19 protein-coding genes are annotated in these 26,137 nt (G+C 72.1%); 16 read left to right on the forward strand and 3 right to left on the reverse strand.

Annotation, left to right across the window (positions count from 1 at the left end; genetic code table 11):
* Positions 1-45 precede the first annotated feature (45 nt).
* The 3 genes from NQO67_RS10590 to NQO67_RS10600 all read left to right on the forward strand — a co-directional run bounded on the left by NQO67_RS10590 (position 46) and on the right by NQO67_RS10600 (position 3,479).
* Positions 46-852 (forward strand): DUF5819 family protein, encoded by an 807-nt coding sequence (locus NQO67_RS10590; protein ID WP_255949550.1) that lies wholly within the window; start codon positions 46-48, stop codon positions 850-852.
* Positions 849-2,399, forward strand: a complete 1,551-nt coding sequence (locus NQO67_RS10595) for an HTTM domain-containing protein (protein WP_374118946.1) — start codon at positions 849-851, stop codon at positions 2,397-2,399. Before NQO67_RS10590 ends, NQO67_RS10595 begins: the two co-directional genes overlap by 4 nt.
* Positions 2,400-2,552: 153 nt before the next feature.
* A complete protein-coding gene (locus NQO67_RS10600) occupies positions 2,553-3,479 on the forward strand; it encodes a TrmH family RNA methyltransferase (RefSeq protein ID WP_255949551.1) in 927 nt (308 codons plus the stop codon).
* A 151-nt stretch (positions 3,480-3,630) separates the two neighbouring features.
* Here NQO67_RS10600 and paaN read toward each other — a convergent pair whose 3' ends face one another.
* The gene (gene paaN / locus NQO67_RS10605; protein WP_255949552.1) at positions 3,631-5,319 is read right to left on the reverse strand and encodes a phenylacetic acid degradation protein PaaN; all 1,689 of its coding nucleotides are present in this window, start codon (positions 5,317-5,319) and stop codon (positions 3,631-3,633) included.
* Positions 5,320-5,575: 256 nt separating this feature from the next.
* Here paaN and NQO67_RS10610 point away from each other — a divergent pair, with 256 nt between their 5' ends.
* On the forward strand, positions 5,576-7,051 hold the full coding sequence (locus NQO67_RS10610; RefSeq protein ID WP_374118964.1) for a 3-hydroxyacyl-CoA dehydrogenase: 1,476 nt from the start codon (positions 5,576-5,578) through the stop codon (positions 7,049-7,051).
* Positions 7,048-7,653 (forward strand): TetR/AcrR family transcriptional regulator, encoded by a 606-nt coding sequence (locus tag NQO67_RS10615; protein WP_255949554.1) that lies wholly within the window; start codon positions 7,048-7,050, stop codon positions 7,651-7,653. The genes NQO67_RS10610 and NQO67_RS10615 overlap by 4 nt, the downstream gene beginning before the upstream one ends.
* 96 nt (positions 7,654-7,749) lie before the next feature.
* Here NQO67_RS10615 and NQO67_RS10620 read toward each other — a convergent pair whose 3' ends face one another.
* A complete protein-coding gene (locus NQO67_RS10620) occupies positions 7,750-8,256 on the reverse strand; it encodes an Lrp/AsnC family transcriptional regulator (protein WP_255949660.1) in 507 nt (168 codons plus the stop codon).
* 592 nt (positions 8,257-8,848) lie between these two features.
* Between NQO67_RS10620 and pdhA (NQO67_RS10625) the strand changes: the two genes are divergently transcribed.
* The 8 genes from pdhA (NQO67_RS10625) (at position 8,849) to NQO67_RS10660 (ending at position 19,283) form a co-directional block, all read left to right on the forward strand.
* Positions 8,849-10,024 (forward strand): pyruvate dehydrogenase (acetyl-transferring) E1 component subunit alpha, encoded by a 1,176-nt coding sequence (pdhA, locus tag NQO67_RS10625; protein ID WP_255949661.1) that lies wholly within the window; start codon positions 8,849-8,851, stop codon positions 10,022-10,024.
* Entirely contained in the window at positions 10,021-11,055 is a 1,035-nt protein-coding gene (locus tag NQO67_RS10630) for an alpha-ketoacid dehydrogenase subunit beta (RefSeq protein ID WP_255949555.1), read from the forward strand. The genes pdhA (NQO67_RS10625) and NQO67_RS10630 overlap by 4 nt, the downstream gene beginning before the upstream one ends.
* A gap of 80 nt (positions 11,056-11,135) precedes the next feature.
* Complete coding sequence (locus NQO67_RS10635; RefSeq protein WP_255949662.1) at positions 11,136-12,602, forward strand: dihydrolipoamide acetyltransferase family protein; 1,467 nt, start codon at positions 11,136-11,138, stop codon at positions 12,600-12,602.
* A gap of 406 nt (positions 12,603-13,008) precedes the next feature.
* Positions 13,009-14,283 carry a DUF6457 domain-containing protein gene (locus NQO67_RS10640; RefSeq protein WP_374118947.1) on the forward strand — a complete coding sequence of 425 codons (1,275 nt, stop codon included), beginning with the start codon at positions 13,009-13,011 and terminating at the stop codon, positions 14,281-14,283.
* A complete protein-coding gene (locus NQO67_RS10645) occupies positions 14,280-15,920 on the forward strand; it encodes a molybdopterin molybdotransferase MoeA (protein WP_374118948.1) in 1,641 nt (546 codons plus the stop codon). The genes NQO67_RS10640 and NQO67_RS10645 overlap by 4 nt, the downstream gene beginning before the upstream one ends.
* A 247-nt stretch (positions 15,921-16,167) precedes the next feature.
* Entirely contained in the window at positions 16,168-17,145 is a 978-nt protein-coding gene (locus NQO67_RS10650; RefSeq protein WP_255949556.1) for an NAD(P)H-quinone oxidoreductase, read from the forward strand.
* A gap of 624 nt (positions 17,146-17,769) precedes the next feature.
* Positions 17,770-18,333 carry a hypothetical protein gene (locus NQO67_RS10655; RefSeq protein ID WP_255949557.1) on the forward strand — a complete coding sequence of 188 codons (564 nt, stop codon included), beginning with the start codon at positions 17,770-17,772 and terminating at the stop codon, positions 18,331-18,333.
* 404 nt (positions 18,334-18,737) lie between these two features.
* Positions 18,738-19,283 (forward strand): bacterial proteasome activator family protein, encoded by a 546-nt coding sequence (locus NQO67_RS10660; protein WP_255949558.1) that lies wholly within the window; start codon positions 18,738-18,740, stop codon positions 19,281-19,283.
* 169 nt (positions 19,284-19,452) lie between these two features.
* On the opposite strand, the gene NQO67_RS10665 is transcribed toward NQO67_RS10660, so the two are convergent.
* A complete protein-coding gene (locus NQO67_RS10665; RefSeq protein ID WP_255949559.1) occupies positions 19,453-21,078 on the reverse strand; it encodes a protein kinase domain-containing protein in 1,626 nt (541 codons plus the stop codon).
* A gap of 445 nt (positions 21,079-21,523) precedes the next feature.
* Here NQO67_RS10665 and NQO67_RS10670 point away from each other — a divergent pair, with 445 nt between their 5' ends.
* From NQO67_RS10670 to NQO67_RS10680, 3 genes are all read left to right on the forward strand, one after another.
* Positions 21,524-23,107, forward strand: a complete 1,584-nt coding sequence (locus NQO67_RS10670) for a protein kinase domain-containing protein (RefSeq protein ID WP_255949560.1) — start codon at positions 21,524-21,526, stop codon at positions 23,105-23,107.
* 808 nt (positions 23,108-23,915) lie between these two features.
* Entirely contained in the window at positions 23,916-25,139 is a 1,224-nt protein-coding gene (gene pdhA, locus NQO67_RS10675) for a pyruvate dehydrogenase (acetyl-transferring) E1 component subunit alpha (protein WP_255949561.1), read from the forward strand.
* Positions 25,136-26,131, forward strand: coding sequence for an alpha-ketoacid dehydrogenase subunit beta (locus tag NQO67_RS10680; RefSeq protein WP_374118949.1), 996 nt, complete (start codon positions 25,136-25,138; stop codon positions 26,129-26,131). The genes pdhA (NQO67_RS10675) and NQO67_RS10680 overlap by 4 nt, the downstream gene beginning before the upstream one ends.
* Positions 26,132-26,137 lie beyond the last annotated feature (6 nt).

Here is a 26,137-nt window from a genome sequence, read left to right on the forward strand (position 1 = left end):
GACGGAGATGGCGAGGGGGACGGGGGTGGGAAGAGGGGCCGGGATGTGAACGAGGGCGGTCGCGCGGGTACCAGCCCGGGGATCAACGGACTGTCGTCCCGGTACCAGATCGTCGCCGCCGTGGCCTTGGCGGCCATCTGTGTGACCGCCTGCGTGCATCTCGGGATGGTCTTCCTGAGCGTGGCGCCGGCGAACACCATGACCAAGCAGCATGGGGAGATGGTGGACGACTGGGTGCTGCCGGAGTTCGAACAGAACTGGAAGCTGTTCGCCCCCAACCCGTTGCAGCAGAACATAGCCGTGGAAGCGCGTGCCGAAGTGCGCAGTGCTTCCGGTCAGACCCGGACCACCGGCTGGTACAACATCTCGGCTCTCGACGGCGCTGCCATCGACGGCAACCCGCTCCCGAGCCACACCCAGCAGAACGAACTGCGCCGCGCCTGGGACTTCTTCGTCTCCACGCACGACAACCAGAACCGCTCCACCGGCATGCGCGGCGAGCTCTCGGAGAGCTATCTGCGCCGCATCATCATGCTGAGGCTGCAACGCCTGGACGTCGGCAAGGCGCCGGGTGAGGACGGGGCAGGCGCGACGAGCGCGAAGGGCGGAACGGGTGCGAAGGGCGGAACGGGGGAGACGGGTGCGACCGGCGGGACGATCGAGCGCATCCAGATCCGTTCGATGACTACCGGCGTGCAGCCTCCGGCCTGGAGCGGCACCGCCCCGTCCAGCGACAAGCCCTTCTACCGCACACTCTCCTGGTGGACGGTCACCTCCGCCGACGTACCGCTCAGCGGCGCCGCGGCCGGCCCCGCCCCGAAGACCACCACGACGGAGGCGAAGGCCCGGTGACCAGCATCGAAGCGTGGTTCGCACGCGCCGTCCACCGCATCACCGCCGAGCCCCTCGCCCGCTACCAGACCGCTGTGGTCCGCATCGGCGTCTCGCTGACCTGGCTGCTGTTCCTGCTGCGCGAATTCCCGCACCGTCAGGAGCTGTACGGGCCCGACGGCCCATGGAGCTGGTCGATAGGGCACAGGCTCATCGAGGACAACGGCGCGTTCACGGCCCTCATATGGTCCGACAGCCAGGCCTGGTTCGAGATCGTCTACGCCCTGGCGATCCTCTCCAGCGTGCTGTTGCTGCTCGGCTGGCACACCCGCGCCGCGTCGGTGCTCTTCATGGTCGGGGTGCTCTCGCTGGAGAACCGCAGCATCTTCATGAGCGACGGTGGTGACAACGTCATCCATCTGATGGCGATCTACCTGGTGCTCGTGCGGTGCGGGTCCGTCTGGTCGCTCGACGCACGCCGGGCGCGGCGCAGCGCCACGGCGCGTGCGCGGGGCTTGCGGTTGCGCGCGGAGGCTGTGGGGCCACTCCTGTGGAGCGTGCTCGGCATCGCACTCATCGTGGTGACCATCGAGGGCTTCATCAGCACGGGTTGGCTGCTGGTCTTCTGGGGCCTGTGGACGGTCCACTGCCTGTGGTGGTACGTCAACCAGGACGGACTTCGTGACCAGAACGGGCTTCGTGACCAGGGCGGGCTTCGTGGCCAGGGCGGCTCCCGTGGCCCCAACAACCCGCACGGCTCGGGTGAGTCCGCGACCGAGTTCGCGACCGAGCCCGCGACCGAGTCCGTGATCGGGTCCGCGAGCAAGACCGCGCCGAAGTCCGCGCCGAAGTCCGCGGCGGCAGCCCAGAACGAGCCACGGCTGCTGCTCGACGTCCTTGCCAACCTCGTACACAACGCCGGCCTTCTCGTGATCATGGTCGAGACGTGCCTCATCTACTCCACGGCCGGCTGGTACAAGATCCAGGGCACTCGCTGGCAGGACGGCACGGCCGTCTACTACCCGCTGCACCTGGACTACTTCTCGCCCTGGCCGGCCCTGTCCGATCTGCTCGGCGGGCACGGCCTCGTCGTACTGCTGGCCACCTACGGGACGGTCATGGTGCAGGTGGCCTTCCCCTTCGCCCTGTTCAACCGGCGGGTGAAGAACGTGCTGCTGGTGGCCATGATCTGCGAGCACACCGTCATCGCCGTCACGCTCGGGCTGCCGTTCTTCTCGCTGGCCATGATCGCCGCCGACTCGGTCTTCATGCCGACCGGCTTCCTGCTGTGGCTGGGCACGCAGGTGGCGCGCATCTGGAGCGCGGTGCTTCCCGGCGGGCGCCGCACGGGGACTGCCCGGCTGGCGGGCGGCGAAACCGGGTTCGCGGGGACGGACACGGGTGCCGGCGGGGGCGAGACGGACACGGGTGCCGGTGGGGGCGAGACGGACACGGAAGAGGCCCGGGCCCACGCGGACGACTCCCCCCAGCCCGCTGTCCGGCCCACGACACCACGCCAACGCCCGGCGGACGACACCTCCGTCAACCCAGCGAAATCGCGCTCCTAGAGAGGGGGCCGCTCTCCCAGAGCGTGCCCCCACGCGGGCGTGCTCCCACGCGGACTCGCCGCCCACGCCTACGTGCCCGCCCACGCCTACGTGTCCCGTACGTAGGCGTCCCCCGCGTAGGCTGCACCTGGGAACCACGCGGGAGACGAGATCATGAGGGCGCAGCGGACCGGCGCCGCGGACGGTGCCGGGCGGAACGAGACCGTAGAGGTCGGCGTCGGGCGGCGGCACCGGCATCCACGAGATCACGCCGTACATCCACAAGATCACGCCATCCAGACCTGGCGCCGATGCGCTGACGATGCCGTGCTGCTCGACGGGTTCCACGCCGTCAAGCACGCCGTGCGCTTCGGCGCCGAGCTGCTCGTGGCCCTGACCACCGACCTCGCCGGGACACTCGCCCTGGCGGATCAGCTCGCGCCCGATGTGCGTCCCGCGCTGGCCGCACGGCTGGTGGAGCTGCCGGGCGAGCGGATGGGCTCCCTGGTGCCGCGGCTGCACCCCACGGGGGTGGCCGCGCTGGCGGTCCGGCCCTCCCGGGAAGCCCAGTGGGACGCCCTGGCACACCGGCCGCGCACCGCCCCCGTGGTGGTCCTGGACCAGCCGCGCAACCTGGGCAATGCCGGGGCGGTGGTCCGCCTCGCCGCCGGATGCGGGGCGACGGGCGTGATCACCACCGGCCCGCTCGACCCCTGGCACCCGACGGTGGTCCGGGGCGGCGCCGGACTGCACTTCGCGACGGCCGTGGCCCGTACGGACGTGGCAGGGCTGCCGCACGGGCCGATCCTCGCGCTGGACGCCGAGGGGGAGGACATCCGGGGCATGATGATCCCGGATGACGCCCTGCTCGCCTTCGGCTCCGAGCGCAGCGGCCTGTCCGCGGAGCTACGGGCACGCGCCGACCGCGTGATCTCCCTGCCGATGCGCCCCCAGGTGTCCAGCTACAACCTGGCCACCAGCGTCGCCATGGTCCTCTACCACTGGTCCCTGCACTCCACCGGCACTCACTCCACTGGCGATCACTCCACCAGCGATCACCCCACCGATGGTGTCCACCAGCGATCACCCCACCGATGGTGACTTCACCGGCCGCTCCACCGACCGTCACTCCACCGGCGGTCACTCCGACGCCGGCTCCTGAGATTCCCCCGAGCACCCGCCCCGTCTCCGGCGGCACCCGTCCGTAGCAGGCGGCACCCGTCCGCATCCGGTGGCGACGCCGGCCGCCCGGTCATGCCTCCCGCCGTACCTCCACCACCCGGAAACGGCCGGCCACGAACGCGCCGTCGCACAGGGTCGAGTTCGCCGACGGGTTGCCGCCGGAGCCGTGGAAGTCGGAGAACGCGGCGGTCTGGTTGACGTAGACCCCGCCCGTCAGGTTCAGGGAGAGCTGGGCGCACTCCTCCAGGCAGGCCTCTTCGACGGCCTCCATCACCTCCTGCGACGTCGAGTACGCCCCGACCGTCATGGCGCCGTGCTCACGGACCGTGCGCCGCAGCAGCTCCACCGCGGCCGCCGCCGAGTCCACGGCGATGGCGAAGGAGACCGGGCCGAACCACTCGTGGAGGAAGACGGACTCGTCGTCCGGCTTGGCGGCGTCGAGCTTGACGATCACCGGGGTGTGCACGGTGGCGTCCGGGAACTCGGGGTGGGCGATCTTCCGGGAGGCGAGGGCCACCGTGCCGAGGTCGGGGGCGGCCTTCAGGCGTGCCTTCACGTCGGGGTTGACCAGCGCTCCCAGGAGGGCGTTCGCCCGGGAGTCGTCGCCGAGCAGGCCGTCGACTGCGGCTGCCAGGTCGGCGACGACCTCGTCGAAGGTCTTCGGGCCGGCGTCCGTGGTGATGCCGGCACGCGGGATCAGCAGGTTCTGCGGGGTGGTGCACATCTGGCCGCTGTACAGGGAGAGGGAGAAGGCCAGGTTGGCGAGCATGCCTCGGTAGTCGTCGGTGGACTCGACGAGCACCGTGTTCACCCCGGCCTTCTCGGTGTGGACCTGGGCCTGGTGGGCGTGGGTCTCCAGCCAGTCGCCGAAGGCGGTGGAGCCCGTGTAGTCGATGATCTTGATCTCGGGGCGGACGGCCAGGGTCCGGGCGATGCCCTCGCCCGGCGACTCGGCGGCCAGGGCCACCAGATTGGGGTCGAAGCCCGCCTCGGCGAGCACGTCACGGGCGATCTGGACGGTGCGCGCGAGCGGCAGTACGGCCCCCGGGTGGGGCTTGACCAGGACCGCGTTACCGGTGGCGAGGGAGGCGAAGAGGCCCGGGTAGCCGTTCCACGTCGGGAAGGTGTTACAGCCGATGAGCAGGGAGATGCCGCGTGCCACGGGCGTGAAGCTCTTGCGCAGCGCCAGCGGGTCGCGCTTGCCCTGCGGCTTGGTCCACTCCGCGGCGTCCGGGGTGCGCACCTGCTCCGCGTAGGCGTAGGCCACCGCTTCCATGCCGCGGTCCTGGGCGTGCGGCCCGCCCGCCTGGAAGGCCATCATGAACGCCTGGCCGCTGGTGTGCATGACGGCATGCGCGAACTCATGGGTGCGTGCGCTGATCCGGGCCAGGATCTCCAGGCAGACCATGGCGCGCACCTCGGCACCCGCCTCGCGCCAGGCGCGCATCCCGGTCCGCATGGCGGGCAGCAGGACGTCGATGTCCGGGTGCGGGTAGGTCACGCCGAGGTCGATGCCGTATGGCGACTTCTCGCCATCCACCCAGGTGTCGGTGCCGGGCTGGCCGAGATCCAGTTGGGTGTTCAGGAGGGCCTCGAACGCGGCCTTCCCCTCCTCCGCGGTGAGGCTGTCTCCCTCCCCGTAGGCCTTGGGATGCTCGGGGTGCGGGGACCAGTACGCCCGGGTCCTGATCGTCTTCAGCGCCTGATCGAGGGTGGGCCGGTGGCGGGCGATCAACTCGTGTGCGGTGAGTGCGGCCATGTGGGGACCAACTCCTCCTGGCGTCGGCTCTTCGTCGAACCGGCGGGTTGGGCTGGAACGGGTGACAGAGCTAGAGTAACCGAACGATCGGTCGGTACAAGGGGGGTCTGCCGAACCTGTGGATAACTCGTGCGGGAGGATCGCGAGCATGACTGCACCGGGACTCGCCCACCCGTCTGCCACCACCACCCTCAGTCGTAGTGGCTACGCTCCCCTCGTCCCTGGGACGCCCGTGGCCGTGGTCGGCAGCGGCACGATGGGTCAGGGCATCGCCCAGGTCGCACTCCTGGCCGGGCATCCCGTACGGGTCCACGACGCGGCGCCCGGCCGGGCCGAGGAGGCAGTCGAGGCCATCACGGCGCGCTTGGGCCGACTGGTCGACAAGGGCCGCCTTGCCGCCGCTGACCGGGATGCCGCACGGGATCGTCTGGAAACCGTGGACGACCTGGCCGGGCTCGCCGGCTGCGGCCTCGTGATCGAGGCGGTCCTGGAGCGGCTCGACGTCAAGCAGGCGCTCTTCCGCGCGCTCGAAGAGGTCGTCGACGCGGACTGCCTGCTGGCCACCAACACCTCCTCCCTGTCGGTCACCGGGATCGGCGGTGCGTTGCGCGTCCCCGGCCGCCTCGTCGGGCTGCACTTCTTCAACCCCGCACCGGTGTTGCCGCTCGTGGAGGTCGTCTCCGGCGTCGCGACGCACGAGTCGGCGGCCACCTGCGCGTACGACACCGCCCTGGCCTGGGGCAAGACGCCGGTGCGCTGTGCGGACACCCCCGGCTTCATCGTCAACCGCATAGCCCGGCCCTTCTACGCGGAGGCCTTCCGCCTCTACGAGGAGCAGGCCGCGGACCCGGCCACCATCGACGCCGTCCTCAAGGAGAGCGGCGGTTTCAAGATGGGCCCGTTCGAGCTGACCGACCTGATCGGGCAGGACGTGAACGAGGCCGTCACCCGTTCCGTCTGGGAGGCCTTCTTCCACGATCCGAAATTCACCCCGTCGCCCGCGCAGCGCCGGCTGGTGGCGGCCGGCCGGCTCGGGCGCAAGTCGGGCCACGGCTGGTACGACCACGGGCCGGACGCCGCGCCCCCCGAACCGCACACCGCCGAGCCGTGCGCGGCACCCGGCACCGTCGGGGTGCACGGCCGGCCCGACGGGCCGCTCGGGACCGTCGTCGACCTCCTCAAGGAGGCCGGTGTCGCCCTCACCGAGGACCGCACCCCGGGCGTTTCGACCCCCTTCATCGGCCTCCCCGGGGGCGCCCGGCTCACCCTCACGCAAGGCGCAGCCGCCACCGAGGAGCTGGACGGCCCCCACATCCGGCTCGACCTCGCCCTGGACTACCGCACCTGCACACGCGTGGCGCTCGCCCCGGGCGCCGACGTGGCCGACGAGGACGTGCGCGCCGCGATCGGCCTCTTCCAGAGACTGGGCAAGAAGGTCAGCGTCGTCGCGGACACCCCCGGCATGATCGTGGCCCGTACGGTCGCCATGCTGATCGACTTCGCCCTGGACGCCGAGGCCCGCGGCGTCGCCGACCGCGCGGACATCGACACCGCCATGAAACGGGGTGTCAACTACCCGCGCGGGCCGCTGGAATGGTGCGACGAAGTCGGCGTCCGGTGGGTGTGGCAGACGTTGTCGAGTCTGCACGACGCTTACCCTTCAGGCCGTTATGGTCCATCCGTGCCGCTTGCGCACCGCGCGACACTCGCCTACAAGCAGGGGCTCTCATGACCACCGCAAAGCGCGACACCTACACGCCGGACTCCTTGCTTGCGGTCGCGGTCGCGGTCTTCAACGAGCGTGGTTACGACGGCACCTCCATGGAGCACCTTTCCAAGGCCGCGGGCATCTCCAAGTCGTCGATATACCACCACGTGTCCGGCAAGGAGGAGCTGCTGCGCCGTGCCGTCAGCCGCGCCCTCGACGGTCTCTTCGGGATCCTCGACGAGGAGCGGGCGCGTACGGGACGGCCCGTCGAGCAGCTGGAACACGTCATCGGCCGCATGGTGGAGGTGCTGACCTCCGAACTGCCCTATGTGACGCTGCTGCTGCGGGTGCGCGGCAACACCGCCACCGAGCGCTGGGCCCTGGAGCGGCGCCGGGAGTTCGACCACCGGGTCGCCGAGTTGGTGAAGGCGGCGGCGGCCGACGGCGACGTCCGCACCGACATCGACGGCCGCCTCGCCACCCGGCTCGTCTTCGGAATGATCAACTCCATCGTGGAGTGGTACCACCCCGAGGAGGCCGGCGCCCATGAGTGGAAAGCGGGCGACCGGGAACTCGCCGACGCCGTACGGCGCTTGATCTTCGTGGGGCTGCGCGGCCAGGAGTGACGGTCCCGGCCGCATGCGGTCAGGAGTGACGGTGCCCGCCGCGGGAGGCGGGCGCAGTGCCCGGCAGCCGCGTGCGCACGACCAGGCACGACCAGGTCAGATCTCCGGCTCCAGGTCGTCCTCCTCGAAGACCAGCAGCGTGCGGGTGCTGAGCACCTCGGGGATCGACTGGAGCTTGGTGAGCACCAGCTCCCGCAGCGCCCTGTTGTCCGCGGTGTGCACCAGCAGGAGCACATCGAAGTCGCCGCTGACCAGCGCGATGTGCGAGGCACCCGGCAGCGCGGTGAGCTGTTCGCGCACGGTGCGCCAGGAGTTCTGCACGATCTTGAGGGTGATGTACGCGGACGCGCCCTGCCCTGCTCGTTCGTGGTGGATCCGGGCTCCGAAGCCACGGATCACGCCGTCTTCTATGAGCCGGTTGATCCGCGTGTAGGCGTTGGCCCGGGACACGTGCACGCGCTCGGCCACGGACCGTATGGAGGCCCGGCCGTCCGCCTGGAGGATCTGGAGGATGTCCCGGTCGATGGCGTCCAGGGGGCGCGGTGGCGGGAGGGGCGCATCGGCGTCCTCCGACCGGCGCGGTGGCTCGGGCGGACGGCTCAGAGCCTCCTCAGGTGAGCGGCCCGGACCGCCCGGACCGCCCGGACCCTCGGAGCGTGGAGCTTCCGCCTGCCGAGGAGGCGTCTCGGGTCTGCGGGGGCGGGGCGGCTGTGCGCCGTTCTGCCCCCTCGCCGGCGCCTCGGGTGCGCGGGGCGATGCCTGCGCGCCCGACCGGTGTGCGCTTGAGCCGTGCGCCGGTGCCGTGCCGCCGTGCGCGGGTGCCGTCGCACCGCGGCCGGGGGCAGGTCTGCCGCCCTGGGCGCTCGCCGGCCCGACCGGGTCAGGGGTCGACCCGACGGGGCCGCGTGGCGCGTTGTCCGGTCCGTCGGATGCCGCCGCTGACCTGTCGTTCGAGGGCTCGTCGGCCATTTGTTCAGATGCCATGTCCCCCCGCCTCCCTACCATGGACGTACTGCCTCCATCTCAGGCTGTGGAGAACCGTTTGTCCACAGGCTGAGGGTGCCTGTAGCCAAAATGCGCCGGCGACCGAACAATCGGTAGGTGAGGCGTGCCACAAGCCCGCGCCTCCCCCGCTCCCACGAGGAGACCCGTTCACGAGGAGGTGCACGCGGTGAAGAGGCACAGCACGCCCGTCATGGAGCCCGCAGCGTACCGGCCCACCCCGCCGCCGGCGTGGCGGCTGCGCGCGGACCCCGCCCCGCTGCTGCCCGATGCCGAGCCGTACCGCGTCCTGGGCACGGACGCCGCCCGCAGCGTCGACCCGGCCCTGCTGCGCACCCTGTACGCTCAGCTGGTCCGTGGTCGCCGGTACAACACGCAGGCCACCGCGCTCACCCGCCAGGGCCGCCTCGCCGTGTACCCGTCCACCACCGGCCAGGAGGCCTGCGAGGTGGCGGCCGCCCTCGTCCTCGAGGACCGTGACTGGCTGTTCCCCAGCTACCGCGACACGCTCGCCGCCGTAGCCCGCGGGCTCGACCCGGTGCAGGCGCTGTCCCTGCTGCGCGGCGACTGGCACACCGGCTACGACCCGTACGAGCACCGCATCGCGCCCCTGTGCACCCCGCTCGCCACCCAGCTCCCGCACGCCGTGGGCCTGGCGCACGCCGCCCGCCTCAAGGGTGACGACGTGGTCGCCCTCGCCCTGGTCGGCGACGGCGGCACCAGCGAGGGCGACTTCCACGAGGCGCTGAACTTCGCCGCCGTCTGGCGCGCCCCGGTCGTCTTCCTGGTGCAGAACAACGGCTTCGCGATCTCCGTGCCGCTCGACAAGCAGACCGCCGCCCCGTCGCTGGCCCACAAGGCCGTCGGCTACGGCATGCCGGGCCGCCTGGTCGACGGCAATGACGCGCCCGCCGTCCACGAGGTGCTGGCCGAGGCCGTGCACCGCGCACGCACCGGCGGTGGCCCCACCCTCGTGGAAGCCGTCACCTACCGCATCGACGCCCACACGAACGCCGACGATGCCACCCGCTACCGCAGCTCGGCGGAGGTCGAGGCCTGGCGGGCCCATGACCCCATCACGCTGCTGGAGCGGGAGCTGACGGACCGTGGCCTGATCGACGACGACGGGATACGAGCCGTGCGCGAGGACGCCGAGGAGCTGGCCGCAGCCATGCGCGACCAGCTGAACGAGGACCCGCCGCTCGACCCGATGGAGCTGTTCACGCACGTCTACGCCGAGCAGACCGCGCAGCTGCGCGACCAGGCCACCCAGCTGCGTGCCGAGCTCGCAGCCGCCGACGAGGCACAGGCCGGCGCCGCGACGGACGCCGGCACGCAGGACGCCGGCACGGAAGGGACCGCACGATGATCACCGCGGAGACTTCGGGGACCGTCGCGGTCGAGCCCGCCACCAAGCCGGTCACCATGGCCCAGGCGCTCGGCCGGGCCCTGCGCGATGCCATGGCCCAGGACCCGGCGGTGCATGTGATGGGGGAGGACGTCGGCACCCTCGGCGGTGTCTTCCGGATCACCGACGGCCTCGCCAAGGAGTTCGGCGACGAGCGCTGCACGGACACCCCGCTCGCCGAGGCGGGCATCCTCGGCACCGCCGTCGGCATGGCGATGTACGGGCTGCGGCCGGTCGTCGAGATGCAGTTCGACGCGTTCGCCTACCCGTCCTTCGAGCAGCTGATCTCGCATGTCTCCCGGATGCGCAACCGCACCAAGGGCGCCATGCCCATGCCGATCACCGTCCGCGTCCCCTACGGCGGCGGCATCGGCGGCGTGGAGCACCACAGCGACTCCTCCGAGGCGTACTACATGGCCACCCCCGGCCTGCACGTCGTCACCCCGGCGACGGTCGCCGACGCGTACGGGCTGCTGCGCGCCGCCATCGCCTCCGACGACCCGGTGGTCTTCCTGGAGCCCAAGCGGCTGTACTGGTCCAAGGACGCGTGGGACCCGGCGAGCCCGCCCTCCGTCGAGCCGATCGGCCGTGCGGTCGTGCGCCGCCCGGGCAGCAGCGCCACCCTGATCACGTACGGTCCCGCGCTGCCGGTCTGTCTGGAGACGGCCGAAGCGGCCGTGGCCGAGGGCTGGGACCTGGAAGTCGTCGACCTGCGGTCCCTGGTGCCGTTCGACGACGAGACGGTCTGCGCGTCGGTGCGGCGCACCGGGCGCGCGGTCGTGGTGCACGAGTCGGGCGGTTTCGGCGGCCCCGGCGGGGAGATCGCGGCACGCGTGACCGAGCGGTGCTTCCACCACCTGGAGGCGCCGGTGCTGCGGGTGGCCGGCTTCGACGTCCCGTATCCGCCGCCCATGCTGGAGCGGCACCACCTGCCCGGCGTCGACCGCGTCCTGGACGCGGTGGCGCGACTCCAGTGGGAGGCTGAGAGCTGATGGGGCGACCCGCTCACACGCACGGCGCGGCCCGCAGGCCGGGCACCGACGACGGGCAAGACGCGGCCGACACGCACAGCATGCACAGCCTGGAGTTCCGGCTGCCCGACCTGGGGGAGGGCCTGACCGAGGCCGAGATCGTCCGCTGGCTGGTGGCGGTGGGCGACCTCGTGGCCGTCGACCAGCCGGTCGTGGAGGTCGAGACGGCCAAGGCCGTCGTCGAGGTGCCCTGTCCGTACGGTGGGGTGGTCACGGCCCGTTTCGGCGAGGAGGGCACGGAGCTGCCGGTCGGGTCGCCGCTGCTGACGGTCGCGGTGCGGCAGCCGGTCGAGGACGCCGGCGCAGCGGGCGACGCCGGAACCGCCCGCGGCGACGCTCGGACGGCCCGCACCGGCACCGCACGCGGCGCTCGCGACACCGGGCGCCCGGCTCATCCTCCCGCCGAGGAAGAGGGCTCGGGCAACGTCCTCGTCGGCTACGGCACGGCGGCCGCGCCGGCCCGCCGCCGAAGGGTGCGGGCACCGGGCCAGGTCGTCGGCCGGACGCCGGAGACCATCCCCAGCGGGCCCGTCCCGGGCGACAGCACCGAGGGCCGCACCGGGACAGCCGCGGCAGACGCCCCTGGCCCCGTGCCGGTCATCTCCCCGCTGGTCCGGAAGCTGGCTCGTGATCACGACATCGACCTGCGCGAACTTGCCGGCTCCGGCCCGGACGGGCTGATCATGCGGGCCGACGTGGAGGGCGCCCTGCGGGCCGCGGAGCGCACCCGGGCGGCGTCGGCCGCGCCGGCTGCCACGGAACCCCCGCCGGCGGTTCCGGGCGCGCCGGCCGTGGGCGCCGGGCCCCGTGCCGAAGCCACCGGCACGCGCATCCCCTTGCGGGGTGTCCGAGGCGCGGTCGCGGAGAAGATGGCGCGCAGCCGCCGGGAGATACCGGACGCGACCTGCTGGGTGGACGCCGACGCGACCGAGCTGCTGAACGCGCGGGCCGCGATGAACGCCGCCTCGGGCCCGAAGGTCTCCGTGCTCGCGCTGCTGGCCCGCATCTGCACGGCCGCCCTGGCCCGCTACCCGGAGCTGAACGCGAGGGTGGACACCGAGGCCCGGGAGATCGTCCGGTTGGACGGCGTGCACCTGGGGTTCGCGGCGCAGACCGAGCGGGGCCTGGTGGTGCCCGTCGTCCGCGATGCGGCCGGCCGGGACGCGGAGTGGCTGAGCACGGAGTTCGGCCGCCTGACGGAGTCGGCCAGGGCAGGCACGCTCACCCCGGCGCAGCTCACCGGTGGCACCTTCACGTTGAACAACTACGGCGTGTTCGGCGTCGACGGCTCCACCCCGATCATCAACCACCCCGAGGCGGCCATGCTGGGCGTCGGCCGGATCAGCCCCAAGCCATGGGTGCACCAGGGCGAGTTGGCGGTCCGGCACGTGGTGCAGCTGTCGCTCACCTTCGACCACCGGGTGTGTGACGGCGGCACAGCGGGCGGTTTCCTGCGGTATGTCGCCGACTGCGTCGAACAACCTGCGGTGCTGCTGCGCACGCTGTGACCGGGGGCGTCGGGCCGTCACCGTCTTGGGCCGTCGCCGTCTTGGGCCGTCGCTGGCTTGGGGGGTGGGGCTTTTCCGTCGCTCGGCCGCGGGCGTGATCGGCCCCGACGAGACCGTTGGGTCGTCGCCGTCCTGAGGGGGCTGTCTCTGCCGTGTTCGGGTTCGCGCGGGTTCGGGAAGCTGTCGTGTCCGGGCCCACGCGGGTTCGCGGCTGTCGTGTCCGGGCCCCCGGCGTTCGCTGTCGGCGGCAGCGACGGGTGACCGGTGCGCGGGAACGCGGGTGCCGGGTGCCTGCGTGAATCCGGGTGTTCCCGGCGCGTCGGGCGTACGCCCGTGACCTCGTGGGCGATCGACAGCGCGGCCACACGGGGGTGGCAAAGATCGCTCGGACGCTCATACTCGGGGCATGACCGCGTACCCGCAGCAGTCCCCGGACGAGCACGGAGCCATGGCCCCGGGCGGCGCCGAGGTGCCCGAGAGCCGCGCCGCCGGCCGTGGATCCGGCGCAGCTCTGCCGGTCTTCGACGCTGTGGTGCTGGCCGGCGGTGCTGCCAAGCGGCTCGGCGGCGTCGACAAGCCGAGCGTCAGCGTCGGCGGCCGATCGCTGCTCGACCGCGTGCTGGCCGCCTGCGCCGGTGCGGCCGGCACCGTGGTCGTGGGCAGCCGCCGGCCCACCGCGCGGCCGGTGATGTGGGCGCGCGAGGAACCGCCGGGCGGCGGCCCGCTCGCCGCCCTGCACGCGGGCCTGCGCCGCACGACCGCCGAGCGGGTCGTCGTGCTCTCCGCGGACCTGCCCTTCCTGGACGAGCACACGGTTCGCCGGCTACTGGCGACTCTGGACGATGACGATGACGATGACGGTGACGGTGGCCGTGCCGGTGGCCTTGCCGCCGGTGAGGGCGACGAGCCTCGTCGCGCGGGCAACGCCGACACACCGTCCGTACCCACCGGCACGCACGCCACGGGCCACCCTCGCGCCGGCGCAGGCGCCCATCCGACGCCGTATGCCCGCACCCCGGCCTCCCCGGCCACTTCCCGCCCCCCAGCCTCGCGAGAAACTTCTCCCGCCGCAGCCTCCCGGGCTGCCGTCACCTCCGCCACTTCCGCCCCCGTCGCCCCACAGACCCGTACCCCCGTCGCCCCGCCCGCCGGTTCCGGTGCCGAGGGTGTCGTGCTTCTGGACCGTGGTGGGCGCGACCAGCCGCTTGTCGGGGCCTATCGGAGTGAACCGCTCCGCCGGGAGATCGCGCTGCTCGCCGCCGAGCACGGCGGACTGAGCGGACTCCCCTTGCGGCTGCTGATCTCGGAACTCACCCTCAACCGCATTTCCGACCCGGTCGCGTCATTCGACTGCGACACCTGGGACGCCATCGCCGCCGCACGGTCACGGATCAGGGAGCATGAGCACGTGTTGGATGAATGGATCTCCGCAGTCAAGGACGAACTGGGCCTGGACCTCGACTTCGACGTCGACACCGGCGGCCTCCTCGACCTCACCCGCGATGTCGCGCACGGCGTCGCCAGGCCGGCCGGGCCACTGACGACGTTTCTCGTGGGATACGCGGCCGCACGGCAGGGCGGCGGACCCGAGGCCGTGGCCGATGCGGTGCGCAAGGCCACGGCGCTCGCCGCCCGCTGGGCCGACGAGGGCGACGCCGACGCGAAACCGGACGCGGGATGACCGGCCGCGCCGCCCGCCCGGCCCCGACGCAGGCCACGGGGAACCCCCAGGCCACCACCGGCCCCCCCCCCCCCCCGAACGGCCGCGCTGCCACCCCCGGCGGAACCGCCTCGGCCGGCGCGCCCGACCCCTCCGGCGCCCGACCCCGGCGGGACCAGACGGGCTCCCCCGGCCACCAGGCACCCCCGACCGGCCACCATGACCGACACGGCCGGCACCGTCACCGCCATGACCTCACCCCGTGGCCCCAGGCGCGCGCCGTGGCGGAGCAGGCCGGGCGAGACCAACGGTCCACGAGACCGGCCGACCGGGGCACGGGCGAGCGGGGCCCTGCCGACCAGGGCCGTCTGCGCCCCGTTCGCGTACCGCTCGACCAGGCCCTCGGACGGGTGACGGCGGCACCGCTGATCGCGCTCACGGACCTGCCGTCGTTCGACACCTCCGCCATGGACGGGTGGGCCGTCGCCGGACCCGGTCCCTGGCTCGTCCAGGGCGGGTCCTCCGCTTCCTCGGCGTCGGGCGGGGCCACCGGCTCCCGGGGGCAGGACGGGCCCTCCGTCCCCCGCGCCCTGCTCGCCGGTCATGCGCTGCCCGACCTGCTCGGTGACGGACAGGCCGTGCCCATCGCCACCGGTGCCCGCATCCCGCACGACGCCACCGCCGTGATCCGCAACGAGCACGGCCAGGCCGACGACCGGGGGCGGCTGTACGCAACCCACCCGGTGGTGCACGGCCAGGACATCCGCCCCCGGGGGCAGGAGTGCCGTCGGGGCGACCGGCTGTTGCCGGCGGGTGTCGTGATCACCCCGGTGGTGCTGGGGCTCGCGGCGGCGGCCGGGTACGACGGCTTGCTCACGGTGCCGTTGCCCCGCACCGAGGTGTTCGTCCTGGGCGATGAGCTGCTCACCGAGGGGCTGCCGCACGACGGGCTGATCCGTGACGCGTTGGGCCCGATGTTGCCGCCCTGGCTGCGGGCGCTGGGCGCCGAGGTCACCGCGGTCCGCAGGCTCGGCGACGATGCCCGGGCACTGCACCGGGCCGTCACCGAGTCCGACGCGGATCTGCTGGTCACGACTGGTGGAACGGCGGCGGGGCCGGTGGACCACGTCCATCCGACACTGCGGCGCATCGACGCCGAACTCCTCGTCGACGGGGTCGCCGTGCGGCCCGGACACCCGATGTTGCTGGCCCGCACCAAGGAGCACCAGCACCTGGTCGGACTCCCCGGAAACCCGCTCGCCGCCGTCTCCGGACTGCTCACGCTGGCCGAGCCGCTGCTGAGGGCGTTGCGGGGGCTCGACCTCGAGGACCTGGACCCCGAGTCGTCCCCGTCGTCTCCGCCGTCCCCCTTCGTGGAACCGCACACCTCACCGCACTCGCAGCCGCAGTTGTACGTCGGGGTCCAGCCCGCACGGCCGTATACCACCGTGGTCAGCGACTCCGTCCAGGGGCATCCGCACGACACCCGGCTCGTCCCGGTGGCCGTACGGGACGGTGTGGCGGTGCCGTTGCACTACAACGGGCCGGCCATGCTGCGGGGCATCGCGGCGGCGGACGCCCTGGCCGTGGTGGAGCCGGGTGGGGCGCAGGCCGGCGAGGAACTGGAGATCCTCGAGCTGCCCTGGGCAACCTCCTGAGGAAGGGCGAGCGAGTTCGGGCAGACTCCTAGGGTGCGGCGTGCGGCGTGCGGCGTGCGGCGTGCGGCGTGCGGCGTGCGGCGTGCGGCCCCTGACGTGGGGCCCCTGACGTGGGGCTTCGGACGTGGAACTCCGGACACGGGGTCTGTTTCACGTGAAACTTCCCGTACCCGGACGGCCCCTGCGGACGCCGCCCGGTGACGGCTGCGCGTGGATCGCGGCGCTATGGGGGGGTACCGTCCCCTGCATGCATGCGATCACGATTCCTGAACCCGGGGGACCTGACGCACTGGTATGGGCGGAGGTCCCTGATCCGGTGCCTGGTGAAGGCGAAGTTCTGGTGGACGTCGTGGCCAGCGCCGTCAACCGCGCCGACCTTCTGCAACGGCAGGGCTTCTACGATCCGCCACCAGGCGCCTCCCCGTATCCGGGCCTGGAGTGCGCCGGACGGATCGCCGCGCTTGGCCCCGGGGTGTCGGGGTGGGCCGTCGGCGACGAGGTGTGTGCACTGCTCGCCGGTGGTGGCTACGCGGAGAAGGTCGCCGTCCCCGCCGGCCAGTTGCTGCCGGTGCCCGACGGCATGGACCTGCTCTCCGCCGCTGCCCTCCCCGAAGTCACCTGCACCGTCTGGTCGAACGTCTTCATGGTCGCCCATCTACGGCCCGGCGAGACCCTGCTGGTGCACGGCGGTGCCAGTGGTATCGGCACCCACGCCATCCAGCTCGCGAAGGCGGTGGGCGCCAAGGTCGCCGTCACGGCCGGCAGCAAGGAGAAGCTGGCGAGCTGCGCCGAGCTGGGGGCTGACGTCCTGATCAACTATCGCGAGCAGGACTTCGTCGAGGAGGTGCGGGCCGCCACAGACGGGGCCGGCGCGGACGTGATCCTCGACATCATGGGCGCCAAGTACCTGGAGCGGAACGTGAAGGCGCTGGCGGTCAACGGCCGGCTCGCCATCATCGGTCTCCAGGGCGGCGCCAAGGGTGAGCTGAACCTGGGCGCCCTGCTGAACAAGCGTGCCGCCGTCACGGCGACCTCGCTGCGTGGCCGCCCGGTCAGCGAGAAGACGGCGATCGTCGCGGCCGTGCGCGAGCACGTGTGGCCGCTGGTCGGCTCAGGGCGGGTGCGTCCGATCGTCGACCGCACCCTGCCGATGTCCGAGGCGGCTGCCGCCCACCGGGTCGTCGAGGAGAGCAGCCACATCGGAAAGGTGCTGCTCACGAGCTAGCCGGCGGTGACGTGGCCAGTAGCGGTCCGACGACCGGTACAACGACTCACATGGCGAGGAACGTGCTGCTCACGCGGTAGGGCAGCAGCCGTGCGCCGGCGGTGCGGGTCGAGGGCGTGGGCCGGGCGAACGGGGCGAGATGCCGGAGTTAAGGCGTTATGTAACGCTGGTTTACGTACGTCTTTTACGGCTCCGCACCGGGAGGGGGTCACTCCTGTGGCTCCGCGGCTGATCAGGTCCGGCGGGCTTCCCGTAGCAGGGGTGTCCATGATGCTGGCGGCGCTTGTGATGCAGGGGCCCCCGGCCTCGGGCGCGGCAGGTGCCGCCCTGGCGGGTACCGCGGCGGCAGGCGGCGCATACGGGATGAGCCGCCCCGCTGCGGCCGCCCCCCGCCTGCCGGCGCCGGCCCTCCGCAGGCTGGCGGCCGCCCCGTCGGAGAGCGCCCCCGGGGCATCGGCGTCCGCCCCCGGCCCCCTCGACCCTGCTCCCGCCCCCGGCGCCTCGGAACCCGCGTCCGGCGCGGCGTCGCGCACCGGCGGCGAGCCGGCGCCGAAGGCGAGTTCGTCATGGGCGGGGAGCCCGCAGGGTGAGGGGCGCTCCCGGCCGGGGCGTCCGGATTCCGCGGTGCCGGACCCGTTCGCGAGCGACGGCGTTCCCGTGTACACCGACCGCGATCCTCCGCAGCCGCGACAGCCCACCGGCGACGGCCGGCGGGTGGACGGTGACCGGGCGCGGGGCACGGCAGACGCGGTCAAGGCCAAGAAGCCCAAAGCGGCGCCGTCGGCCCGAGACGATGCCGACGGCCGCGACGGTGCCGACCCCGAAACCACTCCCGATGAGACGGCCCCCGGCAAGGCCGCCCACGACGGGACCGCGCGCGGTGAAGGCACCGACAGCGGGAGCGCCGATGACGAGGGTGTCGACCGCAAAGGTCCCGGCCGCAGCGGTACGAGCCGCGGGAAGGTGAGTGGCTCCGGCGTCGTCGGCGAGCTACGTGCCGCACCGGAGAAGTGGCGTGCGCAGCCTGCGCGGAATGTTCGGGACGAGGCGCCCGGCTCCGGTGACCGCGTCGCCGCGGCCCCGCGGGCCGCGGAGGAGTCGACGTTCCGCCCGCTCCCGTTCGGCTCCGGTCTCATTCTGATCGGCCTCGGGCTCGGCTTCCTGGGAGTGCGCCTGCGCCGGTCATAGGCGCGGCCCGCAAGTCGCCGGAGTGCAGCAAGGCGCAGGCCGCTGGCGGTCGCGCCGACGCTCCGCAAGGGGGCGTGCGCAACCGGAACGCACCTGCCCCGGGCCCCCGCCACTGCACCGATGCGCCCGCCGACGGCACGCGGACCACGCGGCCGAAGCCGATCACGCGGACCACGCGGCCGAAGCCGATCACGCGGCCGCACGTGGCTGTACGTGTCCGTACGCATACGCGCCCGCATGAATGCCCGCATACGAACCCGTCCGCGTGCCCGCGTACATGCCCATTTCAGGAACACAAGGATGCTGCATGGATGCCGTATGCAGGTACGGATAGGTTCCCGATGCATGCAAGACGCTGGGAGGGTGGGCCACCCTCGGGTCGGGGCGTGCGCGACAATGAACGTATGGAGATGCCGAGGAACGAACGGTCGCAGGAGAACCCGAAGATTCTGGTGGTGGGCCAGGACGGGATGGCGCTCGGCGGCGGTGGCGGAGAGGACGAGGAGTCCCGCGAGATTCCCGTCACGGACATGGTGGAGCAGCCTGCCAAGGTCATGCGCATCGGCAGCATGATCAAGCAGTTGCTCGAGGAGGTCCGCGCGGCACCCCTGGACGAGGCGAGCAGGCAGCGCCTTAAGGAGATCCACGCCAGTTCCGTGAAGGAGCTGGAGGACGGTCTTGCTCCCGAGCTCGTGGAGGAGCTGGAGCGGCTCTCCCTCCCCTTCACGGACGAGACCACGCCGAGCGACGCGGAACTGCGCATCGCGCAGGCCCAGTTGGTCGGTTGGCTTGAGGGCCTCTTCCACGGAATCCAGACCACGCTCTTCGCCCAGCAGATGGCCGCCAGGGCCCAACTGGAGCAGATGCGCCGGGCCCTGCCCCCCGGCGTCGTCCCCCCGGACGAGGAAGACCTCCGCCAGGGTGGCCGCTCCGGCGGGCCGTACCTGTAAGCGGACCGAACCCGGCGAGACGGAGAACGCCGGTGGTGGCGGGCCTTCAAGCCCACCACCACCGGCGTTTCACATGTCGCACCGACTGTCGTACCGACTGTCACTTCGCACTGTCGCACCGCACCCCGGGCCGGCCGCCGCGACCGGCCGAGGCGGCCCGCCGGAGCCGTTACTGCGGGTTCCCCGTCGAGACGTCGAACTGGATCTTCGGCATGTTGTTGGGGTCGACGTCCGTGCCCGCCTCGGGTGTCTGCCGCATGACGGTGTCCGCGCCGTAGGTGTTCTCGTCGTAGTCGTTCCGCTGGTACTTCCAGCCGGCCGCCTGGAGGCACGCGAGGACGGAGTTCCAGTTCTTGTAGGTGAAGTCGGGCACCTGGATCTTGTTCGCGTCGTCGCCGGACTCGTCCGGTTCCTTGCACTCGATGGGGTCGATCGTCTTCGACACGTCGGGGCCGCGGTACCCGGCGACATGGGAGGCGGACGAGGCGGACGAGTCGCCCGTGCCGCCCTTGCCGTCGTCGCCGCCGTTCAGGGTCAGGGCGGTGATCAGGCCGCCGATGGCGACCAGGGCCACCACGATCGAGCCGACGATCAGCGGCATGTTGCTCTTGCGGCCGCCGCCGCTCGCCGACTGCGTCGTCGCCGGCTGGGGCGAGATCTGGTACGGCGCCGGGGTCTGGGCGCCCGGATTGTACGGGGACGGCGCGGGCGTCTGGTACCCCTGCTGCTGCGGGTAGCCGTAGCCCGGCGTGGGCGCCGGGGTGGGGGCGCCGAAGGCGCCCGGGTTGTACGGCGTCTGGACCTGGCCGGAGGGCGCCTGCGAGGACTGGTCGAGCGGGGGGAAGACCGCCGAGCCGACGCCCGAGCCGTTGTTCGCCTGCACGCCGGGCACGATGCTCGGGGCCGCCGGGGCCAGCGACTGCGCGATCCGCAGGCACTCGTCACGCATGGCGTCGGCGCTGGGGAAACGTTCGTTCGGATTCTTCTTCAGGGCGCGGGCGATCAGGGCGTCCACGGCGGGCGGCAGCGCGCGGTTGATCGTGGACGGGGCGACCGGCTCCTCCTGGACGTGCGCGTAGGCGATCGCCAGGGGGGAGTCCGCGTTGAACGGCAGCTGGCCGGTGACCAGCTGGAACAGCATGATGCCGACCGAGTACAGGTCGGAGCGTGCGTCGACGCCGCGGCCCAGGGCCTGCTCGGGGGAGAGGTACTGCGGGGTGCCGACGACCATGCCGGTCTGCGTCATCGAGGTGACCCCGGACTGCATGGCGCGTGCGATGCCGAAGTCCATGACCTTCACGACGTTGCGCTTGGTCATCATCACGTTGCCCGGCTTGATGTCCCGGTGCACCAGGCCCATCTCGTGGCTGATGTCCAGCGCGGCGAGGACGTCGGCGGTGATCTTCAGCGCCTTGTCGGCGGGCATCGCACCGTACTGCCGGATGTCCTCGTCGAGTACCGAGCCGAGCGGGCGGCCCTCGATGTACTCCATGACGATGTACGGGGTGGTGCCGATGCCTTCGAGCTCGTCCTCGCCGGTGTCGAAGACGGAGACGATGTTGGCGTGGGTGAGCCGCGCCACGGACTGCGCCTCGCGGCGGAACCGCTCGCGGAAGGCCTGCTCGCGACCGAGCTCGGTGTGCAGGGTCTTGATGGCGACCTGACGGTCGAGTACGGCGTCGTAGGCCAGATGAACGGAGGCCATGCCGCCCTCGCCGAGCAGGTCGCGCAGCTGGTACCGTCCGCCGGCCACGGAACGCCCCGCGTACCGGCCCTGTGCGCCGTCCTGGCTCATGTTCTGCGTCCCCCATCGGCGCCGGGCGGTAGCCGCCTCGGATGCTCCGCGGTTGCTGATCGATTGCCTTAATCCAGGCCAAGTCTGCCCGAGGGCCCTGACACGTCAAGTTCGATGCCCGTTCCGTGACCCTACGGGCAAGAAGCGTCGCGGAAGCGTTACAGGGTCCCAACGAGCGGTCGCACGGCCTGCGGGAGTTGCGCGGCCGGGCGGCAGACGGTTTGATGGCCGATCCCCTGTGGGCGGCCGCATCGGCATGCCTGTTTCCGGGCGGCCCGATGCGCACAGCTCGGGGTGGCCCGGCGCGCGGAGGTTGTAGCGTGGCGGGGGTACCTCCGGGCTTGGCTCCTCCAGACCTGGTCCTGGGGGAGCAAACCGTAACAACCACCGCGCGGGCGCGGAAGCACCGCCGCACGAACGCGGGCAGAAACGACGGCGAGGACCGATGGCACAGACGCAGCGCGCTCAGGGCCCGTCCGACCCCGAGGCGACTGGCGGTGGAATGTCAGAGACGCCGGAGATGTGGGGGAACGGCGGGCTGGTCGGAGACGGCCGATATCGCTTGACCCGCAGACTCGGCCGGGGTGGCATGGCCGAGGTGTTCGCCGCCGAGGACGTCCGGCTCGGCCGCACCGTCGCCGTCAAGCTGCTCCGCTCCGACCTCGCCGAGGACCCGGTCTCCAAGGCCCGCTTCACGCGCGAGGCGCAGTCGGTCGCCGGGCTCAACCACCACGCGGTGGTGGCGGTCTACGACTCCGGTGAGGACGTCGTCGCCGGGAGCACCGTCCCGTACATCGTCATGGAGCTGGTCGAGGGCAGCACCATCCGTGACCTGCTGCTGAACGCGGAGGCGCCGGGCCCCGAGCAGGCGCTGATCATCGTGTCCGGGGTGCTGGAGGCGCTGGCGTACTCGCACCAGCACGGCATCGTGCACCGCGACATCAAGCCCGCCAACGTGATCATCACCAACAGCGGTGCCGTCAAGGTGATGGACTTCGGCATCGCGCGCGCCCTGCACGGCGCGCAGCAGACCATGACCCAGACCGGCATGGTCATGGGCACCCCGCAGTACCTCTCCCCCGAGCAGGCGCTCGGCAAGACCGTCGACCACCGCTCCGACCTCTACGCGACCGGCTGCCTGCTCTACGAACTGCTCGCGCTGCGTCCGCCGTTCACCGGCGAGACCCCGCTGTCCGTGGTCTACCAGCATGTCCAGGACCCGCCGGTGCCGCCGTCGCGGCGGGAGGTGGGGGTGCCGCCGGAGCTGGACGGGCTTGTCATGCGCTCGCTGGCCAAGGAGCCGGACGACCGCTTCCAGACCGCCGAGGAGATGCGCGGCCTGGTGCAGTACGCGCTCCAGATGCTCCACGAGCACGGCGGCCACACCGGCACCTGGAGCACCGGCCCCGTGGAGATGCACGAGGGCGGCAACACCCCGGCCATGGGCCTCGGCCCGACGGCCCGGCAGCACCCCTCGTCCGGTACCGCGCCGCAGCCCGTGCTGCCCCGTCCGGCACGTGACGACGGCGGTTTCGACGGCTACGACAGCCGCGGCTACGACGGCGGTCACCGCGCCGGCGGTGGCGGGCGCCGCGGGAAGGCCTGGCTGTGGGCGGTGCTCGCGGTGATCGTCATCGCGGCCGGCGTCGCTCTGGCGTTGCAGAACATGGGCGGCGGCGGCTCGCCCGACACCGATCACTCGCCGACCGCCACCCACACCGACGACCAGCACCAGGGCCAGCAGCCCGGCGACCAGGACACCGGCACCGCCACCCAGCCGGGTGACAGCGGAGGCGGCGACACCGACTACACCCCGTCGACGTCTCCGACCAACAGCGACACGTCGGATCCGACGCCGTCGCAGACCACGCCGTCGGACGACCCCACCCATAGCGACCGCCCCACCAAGAGCCAGAAGCCCCCGACGAAGTCGCCGCCGCCGTCGACGCCGCCGGCGACGGAGACCGGGGACCCGACGAGTGGCGGCGGCGACACCGCGGGCACCGGCGAAGCCGGGGGCGCGGGCTGAGCCCTCGCCCGTCCAGGGCGCGGGGCCGTGACGGTTTGCGGCTCCGCCGCGGGGCGCGCCCGTAGGGGCGTGGGGAACTGCGCGATCGGCCACGATGCGACCCTGCGGGTCGTCACGGGCCCGGTGGGGCTGTTTCGGTCGTCTCCGGACCACCGGCCGGTGGCTTGTTGCTCGCGCAGTTCCCCGCGCCCCTCTGTAGCGCCTTCGGCGCCATCAGTCGCAAGGGGGCTCTTTGTGTTGTGTTCGGACCACCTGGCGGGTGGTGGGTTGCTCGCGCAGTTCCCCGCGCCCCTTAGGTGGGCACTTCGTGCCCACACCGGGGCCCCAGGGGCGCGGGGAACTGCGCGACCAGCCCCGACGGGACCGTCGGGTCGTCACCGGCCGAAGGGGGCCGCGTCGGGCGCGTGGGCCGATCGGGCCAGGCGGGGGCGGCGGGGCGGGAGACCCGTTGTCTTCCACTGGTCCGGTTGCCGGGATAACGTGCCGGTGTTCCGGCGCCCTGCGAGGCTTCGGGCGAGAGGCGTTCGCCGTCGTGACCAGCGACGGCTGGGCGAATCTCGCTCTTTACTAGGAAATCAAAGCAAAATCGCAGGTCAGCAGGGTTTCCCAGATATACGCACATCTGGGTAACGTGCCTTGTGCAGGGCACTCGCCGGAGCATCCCTCACGCCTGCTTCCCGGCCGAGTCGCACCCACCCCCGTGCGGGGACCGGGAGCGGGCGCACCGTATCTCTCCTGCTCACCCGAGCCGGAGAGGTGTTCCCAGTTCCCGGTGATCCCGGGGGCCGGACCGACGGAGGAGCAACACGTGACCGTGGAGAGCACTGCCGCGCGCAGGCCACGCAAGAGCACTGGCGCGAAGAAACCGCCAGGTGCCACGTCTGACCCGGACCTCGTTCAGCTACTGACTCCCGAGGGCAAGCGGGTCACCCCCAAGAGCACCCGTGGCTCGCGCACCCGCACGGCGGGCAGTGCACCGGATGTGCCCCCACTGGCCGAGTTCGCCGGCCTCGTCGCGGACGTCACCGCCGAGCAGCTGCGCGGTCTGTACCGGGACATGGTGCTCACCCGCCGCTTCGACACCGAGGCCACCGCCCTGCAACGCCAGGGCGAACTGGGCCTGTGGGCGTCCCTGCTGGGCCAGGAGGCGGCGCAGATCGGCTCCGGCCGTGCCACCCGCGAGGACGACTACGTCTTCCCGACCTACCGCGAGCACGGCGTCGCCTGGTGCCGCGGGGTCGACCCGACCAACCTGCTGGGCATGTTCCGCGGCGTGAACAACGGCGGCTGGGACCCCAACTCCAACAACTTCCACCTGTACACGATCGTCATCGGCTCCCAGGCCCTGCACGCCACCGGTTACGCGATGGGGATCACCAAGGACGGCGCCGACTCGGCGGTGATCGCCTACTTCGGCGACGGTGCCTCCAGCCAGGGCGACGTCGCCGAGGCCTTCACGTTCGCCGCGGTCTACAACGCCCCGGTGGTGTTCTTCTGCCAGAACAACCAGTGGGCGATCTCCGAGCCCACCGAGCGGCAGACCCGGGTGCCGCTGTACCAGCGTGCACGGGGCTTCGGGTTCCCCGGCGTACGCGTGGACGGCAACGACGTGCTGGCGTGCCTCGCGGTGACCAGGTGGGCGCTGGAGCGCGCCCGGCGCGGCGAGGGACCGACGCTCGTGGAGGCGTACACGTACCGCATGGGTGCGCACACCACCTCCGACGACCCCACGCGCTACCGCCCCGCCGAGGAGGAGGAGGCCTGGGAGGCCAAGGACCCGATCGCGCGACTGCGCGCCCATCTGGAGTCCGAGCACGACGTGGACGAGGGGTTCTTCACGGACCTCGATGCGGAGAGTGAAGTGTTGGGCAGGAGAGTGCGTGAGGTGGTGCGGGCGATGCCTGATCCCGAACCACTGGCCATGTTCGAGCACGCATACGCGGACGGGCATGCGCTGGTCGACGAGGAGCGCGCCCAGTTCGCGGCCTACCAGGCATCGTTCGCCGACGCCGAAGCCGAGGGGGACCGGTGACCACGTCCGTATCGAAGCCGCAGACCCTGCCGCTGGCCCGGGCGATCAACGAGTCGCTGCGCACCGCGCTGGAGGCCGACCCGAAGGTCATCGTCATGGGCGAGGACGTCGGCAAGCTCGGCGGCGTCTTCCGCGTCACCGACGGCCTCCAGAAGGACTTCGGCGAGGACCGGGTGATCGACACCCCGCTGGCCGAGTCCGGCATCGTCGGCACCGCGATCGGTCTCGCGCTGCGGGGCTACCGTCCGGTGGTGGAGATCCAGTTCGACGGCTTCGTCTTCCCCGCCTACGACCAGATCGTCACCCAGCTCGCGAAGATGCACGCACGGGCCCTCGGCAAGGTCAAGCTGCCCGTCGTCATCCGGATCCCCTACGGCGGCGGCATCGGCGCGGTCGAGCACCACTCCGAGTCTCCCGAGGCGCTGTTCGCGCACGTCGCCGGCCTGAAGGTGGTCTCCCCCAGTAACGCGGCCGACGCGTACTGGATGATGCAGCAGGCCATCCAGAGCAACGACCCGGTGATCTTCTTCGAGCCCAAGCGACGGTATTGGGACAAGTCCGAGGTGGACCGGGAGGCGATCCCGGCGCCGCTGCACGCCGCCCGGGTGGCCCGCGAGGGCGGTCACGCCACGCTCGCCGCTTACGGGCCGATGGTGAAGGTCTGCCTGGAGGCCGCGGCCGCCGCCGAGGAGGAAGGCACCTCTCTTGAGGTGGTCGACCTGCGTTCCATGTCGCCGATCGACTTCGACACCGTGCAGCGTTCCGTGGAGAAGACCGGCCGGCTCATCGTGGTGCACGAGGCCCCGGTGTTCCTGGGCACCGGCGCGGAGCTCGCGGCGCGTATCACGGAGCGCTGCTTCTACCACCTGGAGGCGCCCGTGCTGCGGGTTGGCGGCTATCACGCCCCGTATCCGCCGGCGCGTCTCGAGGAGGAGTACCTTCCGGGCCTGGACCGGGTGCTCGACGCCGTCGACCGGTCGCTGGCCTACTGAGGGGGC

The sequence above is a fragment of the Streptomyces odontomachi genome (assembly GCF_024435355.1).
GTDB lineage: Bacteria > Actinomycetota > Actinomycetes > Streptomycetales > Streptomycetaceae > Streptomyces > Streptomyces odontomachi.